This is a genomic window from Agromyces sp. Root81 (assembly GCF_001429165.1).
Taxonomy (GTDB): domain Bacteria; phylum Actinomycetota; class Actinomycetes; order Actinomycetales; family Microbacteriaceae; genus Agromyces.
In genome coordinates this window covers 462862-479413 of record NZ_LMIR01000001.1, presented here as the reverse complement: position 1 = coordinate 479413, position 16552 = coordinate 462862, and the positions used below count along the sequence as shown (strand labels likewise).

General features: G+C 70.6%; 12 protein-coding genes and 1 tRNA gene. 8 read left to right on the top strand and 5 right to left on the bottom strand.

Going from position 1 to position 16552, the window contains the following annotated elements; translation table 11 throughout:
- The first annotated feature begins 536 nt into the window (after positions 1–536).
- Positions 537–2159 (top strand): response regulator transcription factor, encoded by a 1623-nt coding sequence (locus tag ASE14_RS02365; protein ID WP_056650207.1) that lies wholly within the window; start codon positions 537–539, stop codon positions 2157–2159.
- Positions 2160–2163: 4 nt separating this feature from the next.
- Here ASE14_RS02365 and ASE14_RS02360 read toward each other — a convergent pair whose 3' ends face one another.
- From ASE14_RS02360 to ASE14_RS02345, 4 genes are all read right to left on the bottom strand, one after another.
- Complete coding sequence (locus tag ASE14_RS02360) at positions 2164–5589, bottom strand: error-prone DNA polymerase (protein WP_056650204.1); 3426 nt, start codon at positions 5587–5589, stop codon at positions 2164–2166.
- Between the two features lie 49 nt (positions 5590–5638).
- Positions 5639–7219: a DNA polymerase Y family protein gene (locus tag ASE14_RS02355; RefSeq protein WP_056650201.1), complete on the bottom strand. Its 1581-nt coding sequence runs from the start codon at positions 7217–7219 to the stop codon at positions 5639–5641.
- Entirely contained in the window at positions 7219–7953 is a 735-nt protein-coding gene (locus ASE14_RS02350; protein ID WP_157372728.1) for a hypothetical protein, read from the bottom strand. The genes ASE14_RS02355 and ASE14_RS02350 overlap by 1 nt, the downstream gene beginning before the upstream one ends.
- A 191-nt stretch (positions 7954–8144) precedes the next feature.
- Positions 8145–8228, bottom strand: a tRNA-Leu gene (locus ASE14_RS02345).
- Between the two features lie 113 nt (positions 8229–8341).
- Here ASE14_RS02345 and ASE14_RS02340 point away from each other — a divergent pair.
- Positions 8342–9667, top strand: coding sequence for a M20/M25/M40 family metallo-hydrolase (locus ASE14_RS02340; RefSeq protein ID WP_056651651.1), 1326 nt, complete (start codon positions 8342–8344; stop codon positions 9665–9667).
- 99 nt (positions 9668–9766) lie between these two features.
- Positions 9767–10594, top strand: coding sequence for an undecaprenyl-diphosphate phosphatase (locus ASE14_RS02335; RefSeq protein WP_056650198.1), 828 nt, complete (start codon positions 9767–9769; stop codon positions 10592–10594).
- Positions 10595–10697: 103 nt separating this feature from the next.
- On the opposite strand, the gene ASE14_RS02330 is transcribed toward ASE14_RS02335, so the two are convergent.
- Positions 10698–11612, bottom strand: coding sequence for a PAC2 family protein (locus ASE14_RS02330; protein WP_056650195.1), 915 nt, complete (start codon positions 11610–11612; stop codon positions 10698–10700).
- 75 nt (positions 11613–11687) lie between these two features.
- Between ASE14_RS02330 and ASE14_RS02325 the strand changes: the two genes are divergently transcribed.
- The 5 genes from ASE14_RS02325 to ASE14_RS02305 are packed head-to-tail and all read left to right on the top strand — an operon-like array spanning position 11688 to position 16523.
- Positions 11688–12362 carry an HAD family phosphatase gene (locus ASE14_RS02325; protein ID WP_056650192.1) on the top strand — a complete coding sequence of 225 codons (675 nt, stop codon included), beginning with the start codon at positions 11688–11690 and terminating at the stop codon, positions 12360–12362.
- A complete protein-coding gene (locus ASE14_RS02320) occupies positions 12359–13411 on the top strand; it encodes a tRNA (adenine-N1)-methyltransferase (protein WP_056650189.1) in 1053 nt (350 codons plus the stop codon). The genes ASE14_RS02325 and ASE14_RS02320 overlap by 4 nt, the downstream gene beginning before the upstream one ends.
- A gap of 42 nt (positions 13412–13453) precedes the next feature.
- On the top strand, positions 13454–14410 hold the full coding sequence (locus ASE14_RS02315) for an FKBP-type peptidyl-prolyl cis-trans isomerase (RefSeq protein ID WP_056650186.1): 957 nt from the start codon (positions 13454–13456) through the stop codon (positions 14408–14410).
- Between the two features lie 50 nt (positions 14411–14460).
- Positions 14461–15504 (top strand): YafY family protein, encoded by a 1044-nt coding sequence (locus ASE14_RS02310; RefSeq protein WP_235511054.1) that lies wholly within the window; start codon positions 14461–14463, stop codon positions 15502–15504.
- Positions 15501–16523, top strand: a complete 1023-nt coding sequence (locus ASE14_RS02305; RefSeq protein WP_235511053.1) for a YafY family protein — start codon at positions 15501–15503, stop codon at positions 16521–16523. The genes ASE14_RS02310 and ASE14_RS02305 overlap by 4 nt, the downstream gene beginning before the upstream one ends.
- The last annotated feature ends 29 nt before the right edge of the window (positions 16524–16552 follow it).

The window sequence follows — 16552 nt, the reverse complement described above, 5'->3', positions numbered from 1 at the left end:
TCGGCCGTCGGGTCGGTCACGTGCGCGGGCGCATCCGCTGGATCGCGTGGGGCACGTTCCCGCGGATGCGGCTTGAAGACAGGCCCGCCAGGGGGGAGGGAGTGTGGCGGACCTGCCAGTCCGAGGTCGGCGGCTGAGGCTTCAACCGCGAAGGTGTCGAACTCCTGGCACAGTGCACGCGACTTGAGCGTTTCGAGACGCGGACAGGGCACGCCGCGGACGCGGCGAACGCCATTCCCCGTGCTCGATGCATGTGATCCCCCAGATCTCGCCGCGACGCGGCGCAGAGTTCGGTCCCTACCGAGGAGACGGGGCACCGCGGCCACTATGACGCCCCCGAAGGGCTGCAGCTGCGAACATCACCCACCGAATCACCCACCCGTGCGTGGGAATCGGCCGACGGGGGTGGGATCGATTACGGTACGGGTATCCGGGGGGACCATGCGCTTGATGCCGAGCTCGCGCTGCCCTCCGCCCGGGAACCTGAGGCCACCGCTGTTCCGCCGGCCCGACATCCGATCACGATGAGGTGCGCCATGACCAGACCAGATGACCTCGACGCTGCCCGGCTCGACATGCCGTCTGGCGAGGAGGTCCCTGACGAGGTCGTGCGCGCGACGCTCCGTTCAGGCGACTGGGCGAAGATCGAAATGCTCATCGACGTGATGTGGTACGACCTCCCGGCGCGATTCGCTGATGAGTTCATCGCCGTGCTCGAGGAGGCCTCGCCGGATGAGATCGCCAACCGGCCACGAGTGGTGAGCACAGGCATGCTCGCGTACCAGTTCCGTTCCGGCCGGAGCGACCTGCACCTTCGCAGTCTCGAGCAGTTGTTCATCGCGAGCACTCGGAAGCATGCCGGTCGAAGGCGGCGCACATCGGAGCATCCGCATGATCAGCTCACCGTCGGCCTGACGTCCCTGGCTGCTGCACGCCTCTACGGCGACCTTCAACAAGCGCGAAAGATCGGCGACAACGTTCAAGCGCGACTCGACCACTCGGCGCAGGCGGCACTTCCATGGGAGCCGTCGTTCATCGCCATGCGGCCCGGTCAGCTCAGCTGCCAGCGGGGCCTCACGCTCACCCTCATCGGCGACTTCGGCGGGGCGATGCAGCTGTACCAGCGGGCCATCACCGAGGCCGGCCCAGCGCCCTACCAGCACTACGCCGGCGTCAACGCCGCAGCGAACATGGCGATGCTGACCGCGCAGCAGGGCCATCAACCGCTCGCGCTCGCCTGGCTCGGCCGGCACGCCGAGTTCGGACCCGTTCCGGCTCAGGTGGAGCACCTCACGAACCTCGGCGCGAAGATCGCCCGCGCCCAACTGGCCATCGACCAGCTCGACCGCGCCGGCGCCGAAGCCGCCCTGAGAGAGGTCGGACCTGCAAGCGACTCGGTCGAGCTCTGGCCGTTCGCAGCAGCCGTCCACGCCGCTTTCGACATCGCGTTCGACCGGGCGCCCGCCGGTTTGGAGCGGATCAAGGCGACCGCGCTCGCCCACAATCACCGGCTCGACGGTTCGACCATCGCGGGCCACATGCTGCTCCGCGCCTACCTCGACCTGCTGGTCGAGACCGGTGAAGGGACCATGGTCCTCACGCTCGCTGAGCGGGCGGGAAGACCCGTCGTGATGAAGGTGCCGGTCACGCGGACGAACCTGCTCGCCGGTCGCGACTCCGAAGTCATCCGCATCGCCTCGCGAGCGCTCCGGCGGACCACCCTCAACAGCCGCGACACCCTGGAACTCCGGCTGATGCTCGCAGTGGCTCTGCTCCGACTCGGACGATCCGAGGAAGCGGTGGATGCGTTCGGCGCCGCCCTTCGGCTCGGCATGCCCCAGGACCACCCCGCCGTGTACGCGCGAATCCCGCACGCGGAACTCTCGACACTGCTCGAGACCTCCGGGCACGCCGACGCGACGTCGCTGCCGACCACGCGGGATGCACGGCACGTGCAGTTGGTGCTCCTCACCCCTCGAGAGCTCGAGGTGCTCCGCGCTCTCGCCGGCGGCCTCACGACGAGGGGGATTGCAGACCGCTCGAGCGTCTCGGTGAACACGGTGCGCACACAGGTCAAGCACATCTACCGGAAGCTCGACGTGTCGAGCCGCCACGAGGCCCTGATCCAAGCAGACCGCCATGGGCTCCTGAACGAATAGTCGTTCAGCGGAAGTCGCGCGATCGGTGCGGGGCCGTCACCGTGAGGGGCTCGAATCGATCGGCGACGAGATTGGTGACGCCTTCGCGCGAGCGTTCGAGGATGCCGCGCACGATCATCGCCGGCGCCTCGCGGGCGATGCGGCGGTAGCGGTTCCACACCCCGACGCCCGCGATGACGTTCAGCGTGCCCGACTCGTCTTCGAGGTTGAGGAAGGTGATGCCGCTCGCCGTCGCGGGCCGCTGCCGGTGCGTGACCACTCCGCCCACCTCGATGCGCCGCCCCGACTCCGCCTGCTGCAGCAGATCGATGCGGATGACCCCGCGCTCGTCGAGCCGTTCGCGCACGTGCCTGATGGGGTGGTCGTCGGGCGAGATGCCCGTGGCCCAGAGGTCGTAGACGACCTGCTCGGCCGGGCTCAGCATCGGCAGCAGCGGCGGCTGCACGACGACGACGGAGCCCGCGAGGTACTCCTCGCGGTCGAGGGCCGCCTCGCCAGCCATCCAGAGCGCCTCACGCCGCTCGAGCCCGAAGCCGTCGAACGCGCCCGCCGCGGCGAGCGCCTCGAGCTGCGTGGCGTCGAGTGCCCCTCGGCGCGAGACGTCGGCCATGTCGCGGTACGGGCCGCGGGCCTCGCGCTCGGCGATGAGGCGTTCGGCGACGGTCCGGCCGATGGAGGAGACGTCGGCGAGGCCGAGCCGCACCACGAATGCGCCGTCACGCCGGTGCTCGGCTCCGCGGTCGGGTTCCCGGCGATCGAACTTCCCGACGGGCGGCTGCACGGGCTCGGCGCACGCCTCGAAACCGGTCGGCGCGCGGCATCCGTCACCGAGGTCTGAGACCGCACCGTCTGCGGCCTCGAGCCCAGCGTGCACCCCAGACCGCAGGATGTCTGGCCGTAGCATCTCCACCCCGTGGCGGCGTGCGTCGGCGGTGAGCGTCTGCGGTGAGTAGAAGCCCATGGGCTGGGCGCGGAGCAGCGCCGCGAGGAACGCCGCCGGGTAGTGCAGCTTCAGCCACGAGCTCGCGTAGACGAGCAGCCCGAAGCTCAGCGCGTGACTCTCGGCGAAGCCGAAGTTCGCGAAGGCCTCGATCTTCTCGTAGATCGAGTCGGCGACCTCGCCCTCGATGCCGTTCTCGGCCATTCCGGCGTAGAGCTTCGCCTTCAGCCGCTCGATCTTCTCGACGCCGCGCTTGGAGCCCATGGCGCGCCGCAGCAGGTCGGCGTCGGCGGCGCTGCAGTTGCCGACCGCGACCGCCATCTGCATGAGCTGCTCCTGGAAGAGCGGCACGCCCAGCGTGCGTTCGAGCACCGGTTCGAGCTTCGGATGCAGGTAGCTGACGGCCTCTTCGCCGGTACGACGGCGGATGTACGGATGCACCGCGCCGCCCTGCACCGGACCGGGACGGATGAGCGCGATCTCGACCACGAGATCGTAGAAGCACCGGGGCTTCAGCCGGGGGAGCGTGCCCATCTGCGCCCTGCTCTCCACCTGGAACACGCCGATCGAGTCGGCGCGGCAGAGCATGTCGTAGACCGCGGCCTCCTCCTTCGGCAGGCTCGCAAGCTCCCACACCTCGCCGGTCGAATCGCGCACGAGGTCGAAGGTGTACTGCAGGGCCGCGAGCATGCCGAGGCCCAGCAGGTCGAACTTCACGAGACCCATCCACGCGCAGTCGTCTTTATCCCACTGCACCACGGTTCGGTTCTCTTTGCGGGCGTGCTCGATCGGCACGACCTCGCCGACGGGCCGGTCGGTCAGCACCATGCCGCCCGAGTGGATGCCGAGGTGGCGCGGGAAGGTGAGCACCTGCCCGGCGAGCTCGACGACGGCGTCGGGGATGTCGTGGTCGTCGGTCTCGACGACGGCGCCCCAGCGCTCCACCTGGCGCGACCAGGCGTCTTGCTGGCCCGTGGAGTAGCCGAGCGCCTTCGCCATGTCGCGCACCGCGACCTTCGGCCGGTAGCTGATGACGTTCGCGACCTGCGCCGCGTTCTGGCGGCCGTACTTCGCGTAGACGTACTGGATGATCTCCTCGCGGCGGTCGGAGTCGAAGTCGACGTCGATGTCGGGCTCCTCGTCGCGGAGCGCGGAGAGGAAGCGCTCGAAGGGCAGCCGGTACCCGATCGAGTCGACCGCGGTGATGCGCAGGGCGTAGCAGACCGCCGAGTTCGCCGCCGAGCCGCGGCCCTGGCAGAGGATGCCGCGCCGCCGTGCCTCGGCCACGATGTCGTGCACGATGAGGAAGTAGCCCGAGAAGTCCTTCAGCTCGATGATGTCGAGCTCGCGCTCGAGCCGCTCCCGCACATGCCGGGGCACGCCGGGGTAGAGCTCTTCGGCGCCCTGCCAGACGAGCACCCGCAGCCAGCTCATCGGGGTGTGCCCGGCCGGCACCTCCTGCTTCGGCAGCTTCGGGCGGGCGCTGCGCAGGGTGAAGGCGAGGTCGTCGGCGAGCGTCACCGAGCGCGCGACGGCGCCGGGGTAGCGGGCGAACCGGGCGGCCATCTCGGCGCCGCTGCGGAGGTGCAGCTGGTCGGAGGCCGGGAGCCACCCGTCGAGCTCGTCGAGGCTGCGCCGCGCCCGCACGGCCGCGAGGGCGGCCGCGAGACGATGCTCGGGCGGCGTCGCGTAGTGCACGGCGTTCGTCGCGAGCAGTGGCAGGCCCGCGCGTTCGGCGAGGCCGGCGAGCGCGTCGTTCGCCTCCTGGTCGAACGGATGCCCGTGGTCGAAGAGCTCGACCACGACGTTGTCGCGGCCGAAGAGCGCGGTGAGGCGGTCGAGCTCGCGCGCCGCGGCATCCGCCCCGCCCTCGGCGAGCGCACGGCGCACGGCGCCCTTGCGGCACCCCGTCGGCACGATCCACTCGCCGCCCGCCTGCTCGGCGAGCTCTTCGAGGGAGTACACCGGTCGCCCTTTCTCACCGCCGGCGAGCTGCCCCGCGGTGATCGCACCGGCGAGCCGGTGGTAGCCCGCCTCGCGCCGGGCGAGCACGAGCAGGTGCTCGCCCTCGGGGTCGGCGAAGCCGTTCTGCGGCCCCTGCAGCCCGAGCGAGAGCTCGGCGCCGAAGACCGTCTGCAACTCGGGGAAGCTCTCGGCGGCCTCGGCGAAGTGCACGATGCCGTAGAAGCCGTCGTGGTCGGTGACGGCGAGTCCGGTGAGCCCGAGGCGCTGCGCCTCCTCGACCAGCTGCTCGGGCGAGGAGGCGCCGTCGAGGAAGCTGAAGTTCGAGTGCGCGTGCAGCTCGGCGTAGGGCACGATCGGCCCGGTGGGGGCGGCGAGCCCCTCTGCCGGACGGTACGGGTGGCGCTTCCGGCTCCATGCCGGCGAGTCGCCGCCGTCGCCGATGGTCTTCGGCGCACCCGGCCGGCGCACGTCGGAGAGCTTGCGTTCGAGCTCCGACCACGGGATGCCCGGGTTGTTCCACCCCATCAGCCACCGCCCCCTTCTTCAGCCCCGCCTTCCAGATGATCAGCTCGGCTCAGTCGTACCTCGCCTCGGCCCACCAGCCCTCGTCGTCGCGCACGAGGAGCCACGCGCACCCGTCGTCGTCGACGATCTGGAAGCGGTGCACGCGCCGCGCGTGCTCGGCGTCCCACCAGCGTTCGACGACCGGCCAGGGGCCCGCCCAGGCCCGCACGGGCGCGGCTGCGGCGCCGGCGAGCGCGAAGCGTTCGGGCTTCGCCGAGATCGCACCGCGGGCATCGATCGTGACGACCGCCCCTCCGGCGTCGAGCAGCCCGATCGGCAGTCGCTCGCGGAACACGCTCGCGGGCGCCAGTACGGGCAGACTGCCGGGCCACGGTGCGCCCTCGCCGACGCGTTCGGGTGCCCGGTCGCCCCAGGGCACGAGCACCTGCCGGTCGGCGAGCATGCGGCCCCCGCCGATCGCCGCGGTGACGACCGCGTCGTGGCCGAGCATACTCTGCACCCGGGTGAGCCCGTGATGCACGCGCTCGTCGGGTCCGCCGCCCCAGAGCCCCTCTTCGTGATTGCCGGTCGAATCGATGCGCTCGGGCACCACGCGCAGGCGCACGATCGGCGAGGTGAGCGCGCTGTCGGCGGTGCCGGCGCCCTGCAGCTGCCAGCGCACGCGGTCGACGACGTCGGCGGGGGTGAACCAGCGCGGGTGCAGCCAGCTGCGGCTGGAGTGGCCGCCGGCCTCGTCGTCGATCTCGACGCGGATGCCGGTGCACACGAGCCGCTTCGCCCGCATGCGTTCGATGAACTCGGAGGCTTGCACGCGGAACGCGAAGGCGAGTTGGTCGATGCGGTCGAGCGGCGGCTCGAACTCCTGCGCGACCTCGAACTCGGGCGGCGGGGTGCGGGCGAGCACCCTCGCCTGCTCGCGACCGGCGGCCCGATCGTGCGCGAAGGCGCCGGCCGCGCCGAACCGGCGGCGCACATCGGCCTCGGGCAGGGCCGCGAACTCGCCCAGGGTGCGCACCCCGAGCCGGTTCAGCAGGGTGCCGATGCGGGCATCGACGACGAGGCCCACCGGCAGCGGTGCGATGAAGGCAGCGGATGCCCCGGGCGCGACGATGCCCACGGGCGACCCGCCCGCGGCACCTCCGCCGCCCGCCGCCCGGGCCGCCTGCTCGGCCGCGAACGGCCCGTCGGCGACCCCGACCCGTGCGCCGACCACGTCGAGTGCGGCGACGGTGTCGAGCAGCGCCCGCGCCGCGGCATCCTCACCGCCGTAGTAGCGTGCCGGACCGCGGGCCCGCATGGCGAGCGTGCCGGGCCGGATGAGCTGCACTCCCGGCACCGTCTCTTCGACCCGCCGCACGACCGGCTCGAAGACGCGCATGTCGAGCGAGGCGTCGTAGTCGAGCAGGGCGAGCCCGGGGGAGCGGTACTGCGCCTCGCGGAGCCTCAGTCGGCGCACCACCCCGTCTCGACGGGCTGCCGCCGAGCAGGCGAAGATCTGCCCGCCCTCGGTGAGGGCGACGGGCGTGGCCGGGTCGAGCCCCGATTCGCGGCACGCCGCGAACACGGGCCAGTCGGGGCACCAGAGCACGATCGTGCGGGTGGGATCGACGTGCACCGGGTCGACCGCCATCAGACGGCCCGCCGAACGTACTCGTCGAGTCGCACCGGCTCGTTCAGGGGCGCCGATGCGCCCTGGGGAACCGCCGCATCGGCGGCGACCCGGAACTCGAGGGAATGCCCCGGCAGCTGGAGCCGGGAACGGCCGCGGCGGCCGAACTCCCCGCGCCCGCCCGCCGAGACGACGACGTCGCGGTCGCTGAGGTGCCCGTGCCCGAGCTCGAGCCCGTGCCACTCGCTCGTCTCGACGCCGAGGCTCGCGTCGCTGCCCGGCCACTCGCCAGCGACGAGCAGCACGGTGCCGCGCTGCCTGAGCCGGGCGGTCAACCGCGACGCCTCGGCGGAGGAGACCCGGCCGACCGGTCGCACGGCGACCACGGGGATGACGTCGGCGAGCGCCGCGACCACGGTGAGCCACTGCCGCCCGGGGTCGGGCACGAGCGCGAGCCGCTCGAGGTCGATGCCGAACCGCGAGGCCGCCTCGACGCCGAACTCGGGCATGCCGGCGACCGCGACCCAGCGCCCGCTCGCCGAGGGACCGGCGAGCAGCGCCATGAGCAGGGTCGTCGACCCCTCGACCGAGACGACCGTGCCCTCGCGGAGGCTGCCGCCGGGCAGCACCTGCTCGAAGGCCGGATGCGTGGGCACCGCCTTCGAATCGAGCCGCGTCGCCTGCATGCCCCGGATGCGCGCCTGCAGCTCCTCGACGCGCGACGGCGCTTCGGTCGGAGCGAGGGGAGCGGTCATGGTCACCCTCACAGTTTCGAACACATGTTCGAATACGGCAAGTCGGCAGTGCCGACTGTCCGGAACGTCGGATGACCTCGCGACAGACGTCGGATGAGCGACGAGAAGATGTGCGAAAAGAACTTCGCACCCGCCCCCGGAAATGCGAAAAGGCCGGATCAGAAACTGATCCGGCCTTCTCGACACAAGCGTGCGCGAGGGGGGACTTGAACCCCCACGCCCGTTAGGGCACTAGCACCTCAAGCTAGCGCGTCTGCCATTTCCGCCACCCGCGCTCGTGTCAGGCCATTCCGATCACTCGGTGGCCCGAGAGAAGACATTAGCACGGTTTCAGAGGTGCCTTCGACCACGGTGGCCAACCACGGATGCCCCGGCTACCGTGAAGGGCATGGCCCCGTCTCCCACTGGCACTCCTTCCGATGCAGAACTCGATGAGACGGCGATCGTCGCGCGCGACCTGATCCGCTTCGACACCTCGAACTACGGCGAAGGCCGGGCCAACGGCGAGCGCGAGGCCGCCGAGTACGTCGAGGCGCGCCTGGCCGCGCTCGGGCTCGCCCCGCAGCTCTTCGAACCCGAGCCGCGTCGTACGAGCGTCATCGCACGCGTGCCCGGGCGCGATTCGTCAAAGCCCGCCCTCATCGTGCACGGGCACCTCGACGTCGTGCCCGCCGACGCGCGCAACTGGAGCGTCGACCCGTTCGCGGGCGAGGTGCGCGACGGCATGCTCTGGGGCCGCGGCGCGGTCGACATGAAGGACATGGACGCGATGATGCTGACCGCACTCGGCGACATCATCGGCTCGGGTTCGCAGCCGGCGCGCGACCTCGTGGTCGCCTTCTTCGCCGACGAGGAGGCCGGCGGCGGCGCCGGGTCCGGCTGGCTCGTCGACCACCACCCCGAACTCTTCGACGGCGCCACCGAGGCGATCAGCGAGGTCGGCGGCTACTCGATCACCGTCGACGGCCGCCGCGCCTACCTGCTGCAGACCGGCGAGAAGTCGCTGCTCTGGGTCCGTCTCGTCGCGAAGGGCACCGCTGCGCACGGCTCGCGGCTCATCCGCGACAACGCGATCACGAAGCTCGCCGAAGCGGTCGCGACGCTCGGGCGCACCGAATGGCCGATCCGCCTCACCGGCACCACCCGCGAACTGCTCGCCGAGATCGCCGGCGTGCTCGGCGTCGACCCCGAGCAGGTCTCGCCCGACGAACTCGCCCTCGCCACGGGCTCGGCTTCGGGCTTCATCACCGCGACGTTGCGCACGACGACGAACCCCACGCTCCTCACCGCGGGCTACAAGCACAACGTCATCCCCGATCGCGCCGAGGCGCTCGTCGACATCCGCACCCTGCCCGGCGAGGAGGACGCGGTGCTCGCCGAGGTGCGTGAGCTCGTCGGCGACGAGGTCGAGGTCGAGATCGTGCACCGCGACGTCGGGCTCGAGGCCGCGACATCCGGTGCCCTCGTCGACGCTGTGAAGCACACGCTCGGCGTGCACGATCCCGGTGCCCCGGTCTTCCCCTACCTGCTCTCGGGCGGCACCGACAACAAGGCGCTCAGCCGACTCGGCATCGCCGGCTACGGCTTCGCCCCGCTGAAGCTGCCAGAAGGCTTGGACTTCCCGGCGATGTTCCACGGTGTTGACGAGCGGGTGCCGCTTGACGCATTAGTCTTCGGTAGGCGGGTTCTGCGCGACCTCCTCCTCGACTACTGACCGTATGGGTCGGTCTTCGGCAGGCAGGCGGGCTCAGCGCGACCGCCTCCTCGACGACTGACCGAACTCAGCCCTCTGCTTCGCGGAGGCGGAAGGCGGATGCCACACGTGATCGAAGCGCTCATCCTCGGCCTGGTTCAGGGCCTCACCGAGTTCCTGCCGATCTCCTCGAGCGCTCACCTGCGCATCCTGGGGGAGTTCCTGCCCGGTGCGCAGGACCCGGGAGCCGCCTTCACCGCGATCACGCAGCTCGGCACCGAGACGGCCGTCGTGGTCTTCTTCTGGCGCGACATCGTGCGCATCGTCTCGCACTGGTTCGGCTCGTTCACCGGCCGGGTGCCGCGCAATGACCCCGATGCGCGCATGGGCTGGCTCATCATCATCGGCTCGGTGCCGATCGTCGTGCTCGGCGTCCTGTTCCAGGACCAGATCGAGACGAGCCTGCGTTCGCTCTGGATCGTCGGGACGATGCTCATCGTGTTCGGCCTCATCCTCGGCCTCGCCGACTGGGCGGGCGCCAAGCGCCGCAAGCTCGACGACCTCACGGTGCCGCACGGCATCTTCTTCGGACTCGCCCAGGCGCTCTCCCTCATTCCCGGTGTCTCGCGATCGGGCGGCACCATCACGATGGGGCTCTTCCTGGGCTACGAGCGGGCCGCTGCGGCGCGCTACGCCTTCCTGCTCGCGATTCCTGCGGTCTTCGGCAGCGGATTCTTCCAGCTCGTGAAGAGCCTCGACGAGCCCTCCGTCTACGACCCGATCGAGACGGCCGCGGCGACGCTCGTCGCGTTCGTCGTGGGCCTGCTCGTGATCGCGTTCTTCATGAGCTACATCTCGAAGCGCAGCTTCCTGCCGTTCGTGATCTACCGGGTGCTCCTCGGCACGACGATCCTCGTGCTGCTCGGCACCGGGGCGATCAACGCCTGATCACCCCGGCTCAGCCGAGTACCCGATGCGCGGCGGAGTGCCGCGGCATCCGATCGCATCAGGTGCTCCAGCGCCCAACGGGTACTCCGCAGTGAGCGATGTCTCAGCGCGGCCCTTCGCCGCGTCCGTCGGCGCGGCCGCCCGGCTCCTCGCCCCGACGGCGGAGGTAGCGCTCGAACTCCTGCGCGATGGCCTCGCCGCTCGCCTCGGGGGCGTCGACCGCGTCGCGGGCCTGCTCGAGCTGGGTGATGTAGCCGGCCATCTCGTCGTCTTCGGCGGCGAGGGCGTCGACGCCGGCCTCCCACGCCTTCGCGTCGACCTCGAGGCTGCCGCGGGGGATTGAGAGCCCGATGAGCTCCTCGACCTTGCCGAGGAGCGCCAGCACCGCCTTCGGCGACGGCGCGTTGTGCACGTAGTGCGGCACCGACGCCCAGAGCGAGACCGTGGGGATGCCGGCACGCTCCGCCTGGTCTGCGATGACGCTGAGAATGCCGACGGGGCCCTCGTAGTTCGAGCGTTCGACGCCGAGCGCCGAGCGAACATCGGGGTTCTCGCTCGAGGCGAAGACCGACAGCGGGCGGGTGTGCGGCGCGTCGGCGAGCATGGCGCCCAGCAGCACGATGCCCTCGATGTCGGCGGCGAGCGCGGCGTCGATGAGTTCGGCGGCGAAGCCCTTCCAGCTGCGGGCCGGCTCGGCGCCGATCAGCACGTGCAGCGTTTCGGCGCCCGGGCCGGTGACCCGAGCGTCGTCATCGTCGCCCGCCGGCAGGCCGCCCGGACCCATGATCGCCGCACCCGGCCATTCGAGCCGGCGTGCACCGTCGTCGCCGACGACGATCGTGGGGCGCGTGAACTGGTAGTCGAAGTAGAGTTCGGGGTCGACCGCGGCGATCTCGACGAGGCCGAGTCGCTCGACGAGGAGCTTCGCCGCCCCGGTCGCCGCCTCTCCGGCGTCGTTCCATCCTTCGAATGCGACGACGAGCAGCCTTCCGCCATCGAAACCGGCCGGCTGATTCACTCCTGGTGCCCCGCTTCCCGCCCCGGATCTCCGGGTTCACCTCCACAATAGGCCGTGCCCGTAGACTTGACGGTTGTGACCACTCGCCTCCCCGCCGCAGTCCTCTGGGACATGGACGGCACCCTTGTCGACACCGAGCACTACTGGATGGCCGCAGAGACGGAACTCATGGAGGCCTTCGGACTCCCGTGGAGTCACGACGATGCGCTCGAGCTCGTCGGCAGCGGCCTCTGGGACGGGGCGGCGTACTTCCAGGCGAAGGGCGTCGACCTCGACGCCGACACGATCGTGAACCGCCTCACCGACCGGGTGCGCGAGCAGCTCGAGGAGCACGGCGTGCCGTGGCGGCCAGGGGCCCGCGAGTTGCTGCTGGCGCTGCGCGAGGCATCCGTGCCCACCGCGCTCGTGACCATGTCGATCCGTTCGATGGCTGACGACATCGTCGGCGCCATCCCGTTCGAGGCGTTCGACCTGATCGTCTCCGGCGACAGCGTCGAGAACGCGAAGCCGCACCCCGAGCCCTACCTCACCGCCGCGGCGAAGCTCGGCGTCGACATCGCCGACTGCGTCGCCATCGAGGATTCGCCCACGGGCCTCGCCTCCGCGCACGCATCAGGCGCGATCGCCCTCGCCGTGCCGAACTTCATCCCGCTCGACGGCCTGCCGGCCGCGGCTCTGTGGCCGACGCTCGACGGCACGACCGTCGACGACGTCGCCGCACTCATGACGATTCGCGAGGTCACGGCATGATCGAGAGCAGAGGCGAGCAGAGCGGCCCGTTCCGAGTGGGCGACCGCGTGCAGCTGACCGGTCCCAAGGGCCGGCTCCACACGATCACGCTCCAGCCGGGCGCGCACTTCCACTCGCACAAGGGGCTGCTCGCGCACGACGACCTGATCGGTCGCCCCGACGGCTCCGTCGTCGCGAACCAGGCCGGCGTCGAGTACCTGGCCCTCCGCCCGCTGCTCACCGACTTCGTCATGTCGATGCCGCGCGGCGCCGCGATCGTCTACCCGAAGGACGCAGCGCAGATCCTCGCGCAGGCCGACATCTTCCCGGGCGCCCGCGTGGTCGAAGCCGGCGTCGGATCCGGTGCGCTCTCCCTCTGGCTGCTCCGGGCGATCGGCCCGGCCGGTCATCTGTACTCGTTCGAGCGGCGCGACGACTTCGCGAGCGTCGCCCGCGCCAACGTCGCCACGTTCCACGGCGCCGACCCCGAGAACTGGTCGATCACGCTCGGCGACCTCGCAGAGGTGCTGCCCGAGACGGTCGACGAGGCATCCGTCGACCGTGTCGTGCTCGACATGCTCGCGCCCTGGGAGTGCCTGCAGTCGGTCTCCGCCGCGCTCAAACCCGGCGGCGTGATGCTCTGCTACATCGCCACCGCGACGCAGCTGTCGAGGGTCGCCGAGGCGATCCGCGCCACGGGGGAGTACACCGAGCCGCAGTCCTCCGAGACGATGGTGCGCGGTTGGCACGTGCAGGGTCTCGCCGTGCGCCCCGACCACCGCATGATCGCCCACACGGGCTTCCTCATCACCGCCCGGCGTCTCGCACCCGACACGATCCTGCCCGAGCTGAAGCGCCGCCCGTCGAAGACGGAGTTCAGCGACGAGGACGTCGAGGCCTGGACGCCCGGCGCGCTCGGCGAGCGCAACGTGAGCGACAAGAGCCTGCGAAAGCGCGTTCGACAGGCGGATGCCGCGGCGACCCGGTCGCGCGCCGGCGACGAGTCCGAGGTGCCTGAGACGGCCGGCGACGAGTCGCCCGAGACGGAACCGTCCGGTCTGGACGGGTAGGCTTTCATCGCCCCTCACCGATCACCCAAGAATCGAGGATCAGTGCGCTCGTCATTCGCGCTCATCGCCACGGCCGGCATCATCGCCCTGACGCTGTCGGGTTGCTCGTCGGCACCTGCCGCTCCAGCGGCGGAGTCCGGTGATTCCTCTGACGCTGTCACGGTGACGGGCGACTTCGGCGACGCGCCGCGTGTCGAGTTCCCCACGCCGCTCGTGCCCGCAGAGACGCAGTGCACCGAGATCATCGCCGGCGACGGCGAGCCCCTCGTCGAGGGGCAGCAGACACTCATCGGCCTCGCCCTCTACAACGGCGCCACCGGCGAAAATTTGCAGGTGACCGGCTTCGGCGGCAAGACCGGTGAACCCGTGCAGCTGGCAATCTCCGATGCAGTCACGGGGCTGCCCGGGCTCACCAAGGGCCTCACGTGCGGCTCGGTCGGTTCCAGGGTAGCCGTCGTGATTCCCGCTGAGGACGCCTTCGGGGCAGGTGGCAACGCGCAGCTGGGGGTCGAGCCTGAGGACAGCCTCGTGTTCGTGCTCGACATCCAGCGCGCATTCCCGTTGCGTGCCGACGGCGCGGTGCGTCTCAGCCGTGACGGCTTCCCCGCCGTGGTGCTCGCACCCGACGGACGCCCCGGCATCACGGTGCCGAAGGCCGCTCCGTTCGAGACCACCGAGGTCGAGGTCCTGAAAGAGGGCTCGGGCGAGGTCGTCGAGTCGGGTGACACGGTCGTCGTGCAGTACACGGGCGTGACCTGGGCCGATGGCAAGGTGTTCGACTCGAGCTGGGAGAAGGGCGTACCGGCCATCATGACCGTCTCCGACGGCGCCGACAGCCAGGTCATCCCGGGCTTCTCGAAGGCGATCATCGGGCAGAAGGTCGGCTCGCAGGTCGCGGTCGTGATTCCGCCGAGCGACGGCTACGGCGACCAGGCCAGCGGAAAGATCCCGGCGAACTCGACCCTGTTCTTCGTGATCGACATCCTGGGCGTCATCTGAGCCCCTCGAGGCGGCCTTCGCCGTCACCGCGGTTCAGTAAGATCGCACCTGTGGCAAGCGGCGGAGAGAGCAAGGGCGTGTCGAAGATCCCGGTCGAGGATCGCCTGTTCAGCCTCGTGCTGGCGCTGCTCGCCACCGAGACCGGGCTCCTGAAGTCCGAGATCCTCTCGACGGTGCGCGGCTACGCCGAACGATTCGATTCCGCCGGTCAGAATGCGAATCTCGAGCGTCAGTTCGAGCGCGACAAAGACGACATCCGCGAGCTCGGCATCCCGCTCGAGACCGTCGAGTCGCCCGATCGACCCGGCGACAACCAGGCGCTGCGCTATCGCATCCCCAAGGGCCAGTACGACCTGCCGGGCGACATCCGTTTCACTCCCGACGAGCTCGCCCTGCTCGGCCTCGCCGCCGAGGTCTGGCGCGAGGCATCGCTCTCCGCGGACTCGCAGCGCGCGCTCACGAAGCTCCGCTCACTCGGCATCGAGCCGCGTGAACCGGTGATCGGCTACGCTCCGCGCCTGCGCGTGCGCGACACCGCCTTCGAGCCGCTCCGCCAGGCGCTCGATCGCCGTCAGTCGGTGCGGTTCCGCTACTTCAAGCCCGGTGAGGCCGAGCCCCGCCAGCGCACGGTCGATCCGCTCGCAGTGGTGCTGCACGACGGTCGCTGGCACCTGCACGCCTACGATCACGACGCAGCGGGCTCCCGTACTTTCCTGCTGTCGCGCATCCTCGGTGACGTGACGCCGGTGCCCGGGTCTTCGTTCGAGGCGCCGCCGCTCGGCGTTCAGGACCGCATCATCGCCGAACTGCAGGAGCTGCACGAGCGCAACGTCGCCGACCTCGCCGTCACCAGCGGCAGCGACGCCGAGGTGCGGCTCGGCAAGCGCGCGATCGAGGGCGATGAAGACGCCGGCGTCATCCGCCTGCACTACACGGATGCCGCGGTGTTCGCCGATGAACTGGCCGCCTATGGGCCCGAGGTGCGCGTGCTGTCGCCGGCATCGCTGCGCGACGCCGTGCGCGACCGACTGCGCGCCGTCGCCGTGGCGCATCGCGATGGAGCCGCCGGTACGGCAGGGGAGGGGCAGCGATGATGGCCAAGCGGTCGAAGCCGTTGAAGGCACCCGACAAGCTCGTCTTCCTGCTCTCGTTCGTGCCGTACCTGCTCGAGCAGCGCGTCGTCGACGTGGCAGAGGCGGCGACGCACTTCGGACTCTCCGAAGACGAGATCCGTCACGCCGTGCGACTCATCGCGACGTCCGGGCTGCCCGGTGAGACCGGCACCTACCAGCCGAACGACCTCTTCGACATCGACTGGGACGCCTTCGAGGAAGACGACGTCATCGTCATCGTGCATCACGTCGCGATCGATGACGCGCCGCGACTGTCGGCCCGCGAGGCCGCCGCACTCATCGCCGGCCTCCAGTACCTCTCGGCGTCGCCCGAGAACGCCGGCCGGGCGTCACTCGCCTCCCTCATGGCGAAGCTCACGGCCGGGGCATCCGCTGCACCCAGCCGCCTGGCGGTCGCAGAATCCGAAGCGGATGCCTCGCTGGCACTGATCCGCGAAGCGGTGACCGGCGGTCGCCAGCTCGAGTTCGACTACCGCAACGCGCTCGGCGTCGCGGGGCGTCGACGTGTCGACCCGCTGCGCATCCTGTCGCAGGACGCCGACTGGTACCTCCAGGCGTACTGCCACACCCGCGAAGACGTGCGCAACTTCCGCGTCGATCGCATGAGCGAGCTGCTCGTCTCCGATACGCCGATCGAAGACCACTCCGACCGCATCGTGCCCGACACGCTCTTCCAGAGCTCGGATTCCGACCTCGACGTCGTGGTCGACGTGGCGCCCGAGACGTTGCCGCTCCTCGCCGACTACCTCGCCGACTCCCGCACGGAGCAGGTCGACGGGCGCCTGCGCGTGACGTTGCGCCTCGCGCACGTGCACGGTCTCAAGCGCCTGGTCGCCGGGCTTCCGGGGCTCGTGACCGTCGTGTCGCCGGCCGAGGCACGAGCCGTCGTCGCGGAGTGGGCGGCAGCCGGTCTGGCAGGCTACGCTGATTCCGTACCCTCCGATGTCGGGCGGCAACAGCCTGACATCGACGACAGGTAGACTGTCGTCACCCTCACCGACGAAACGGA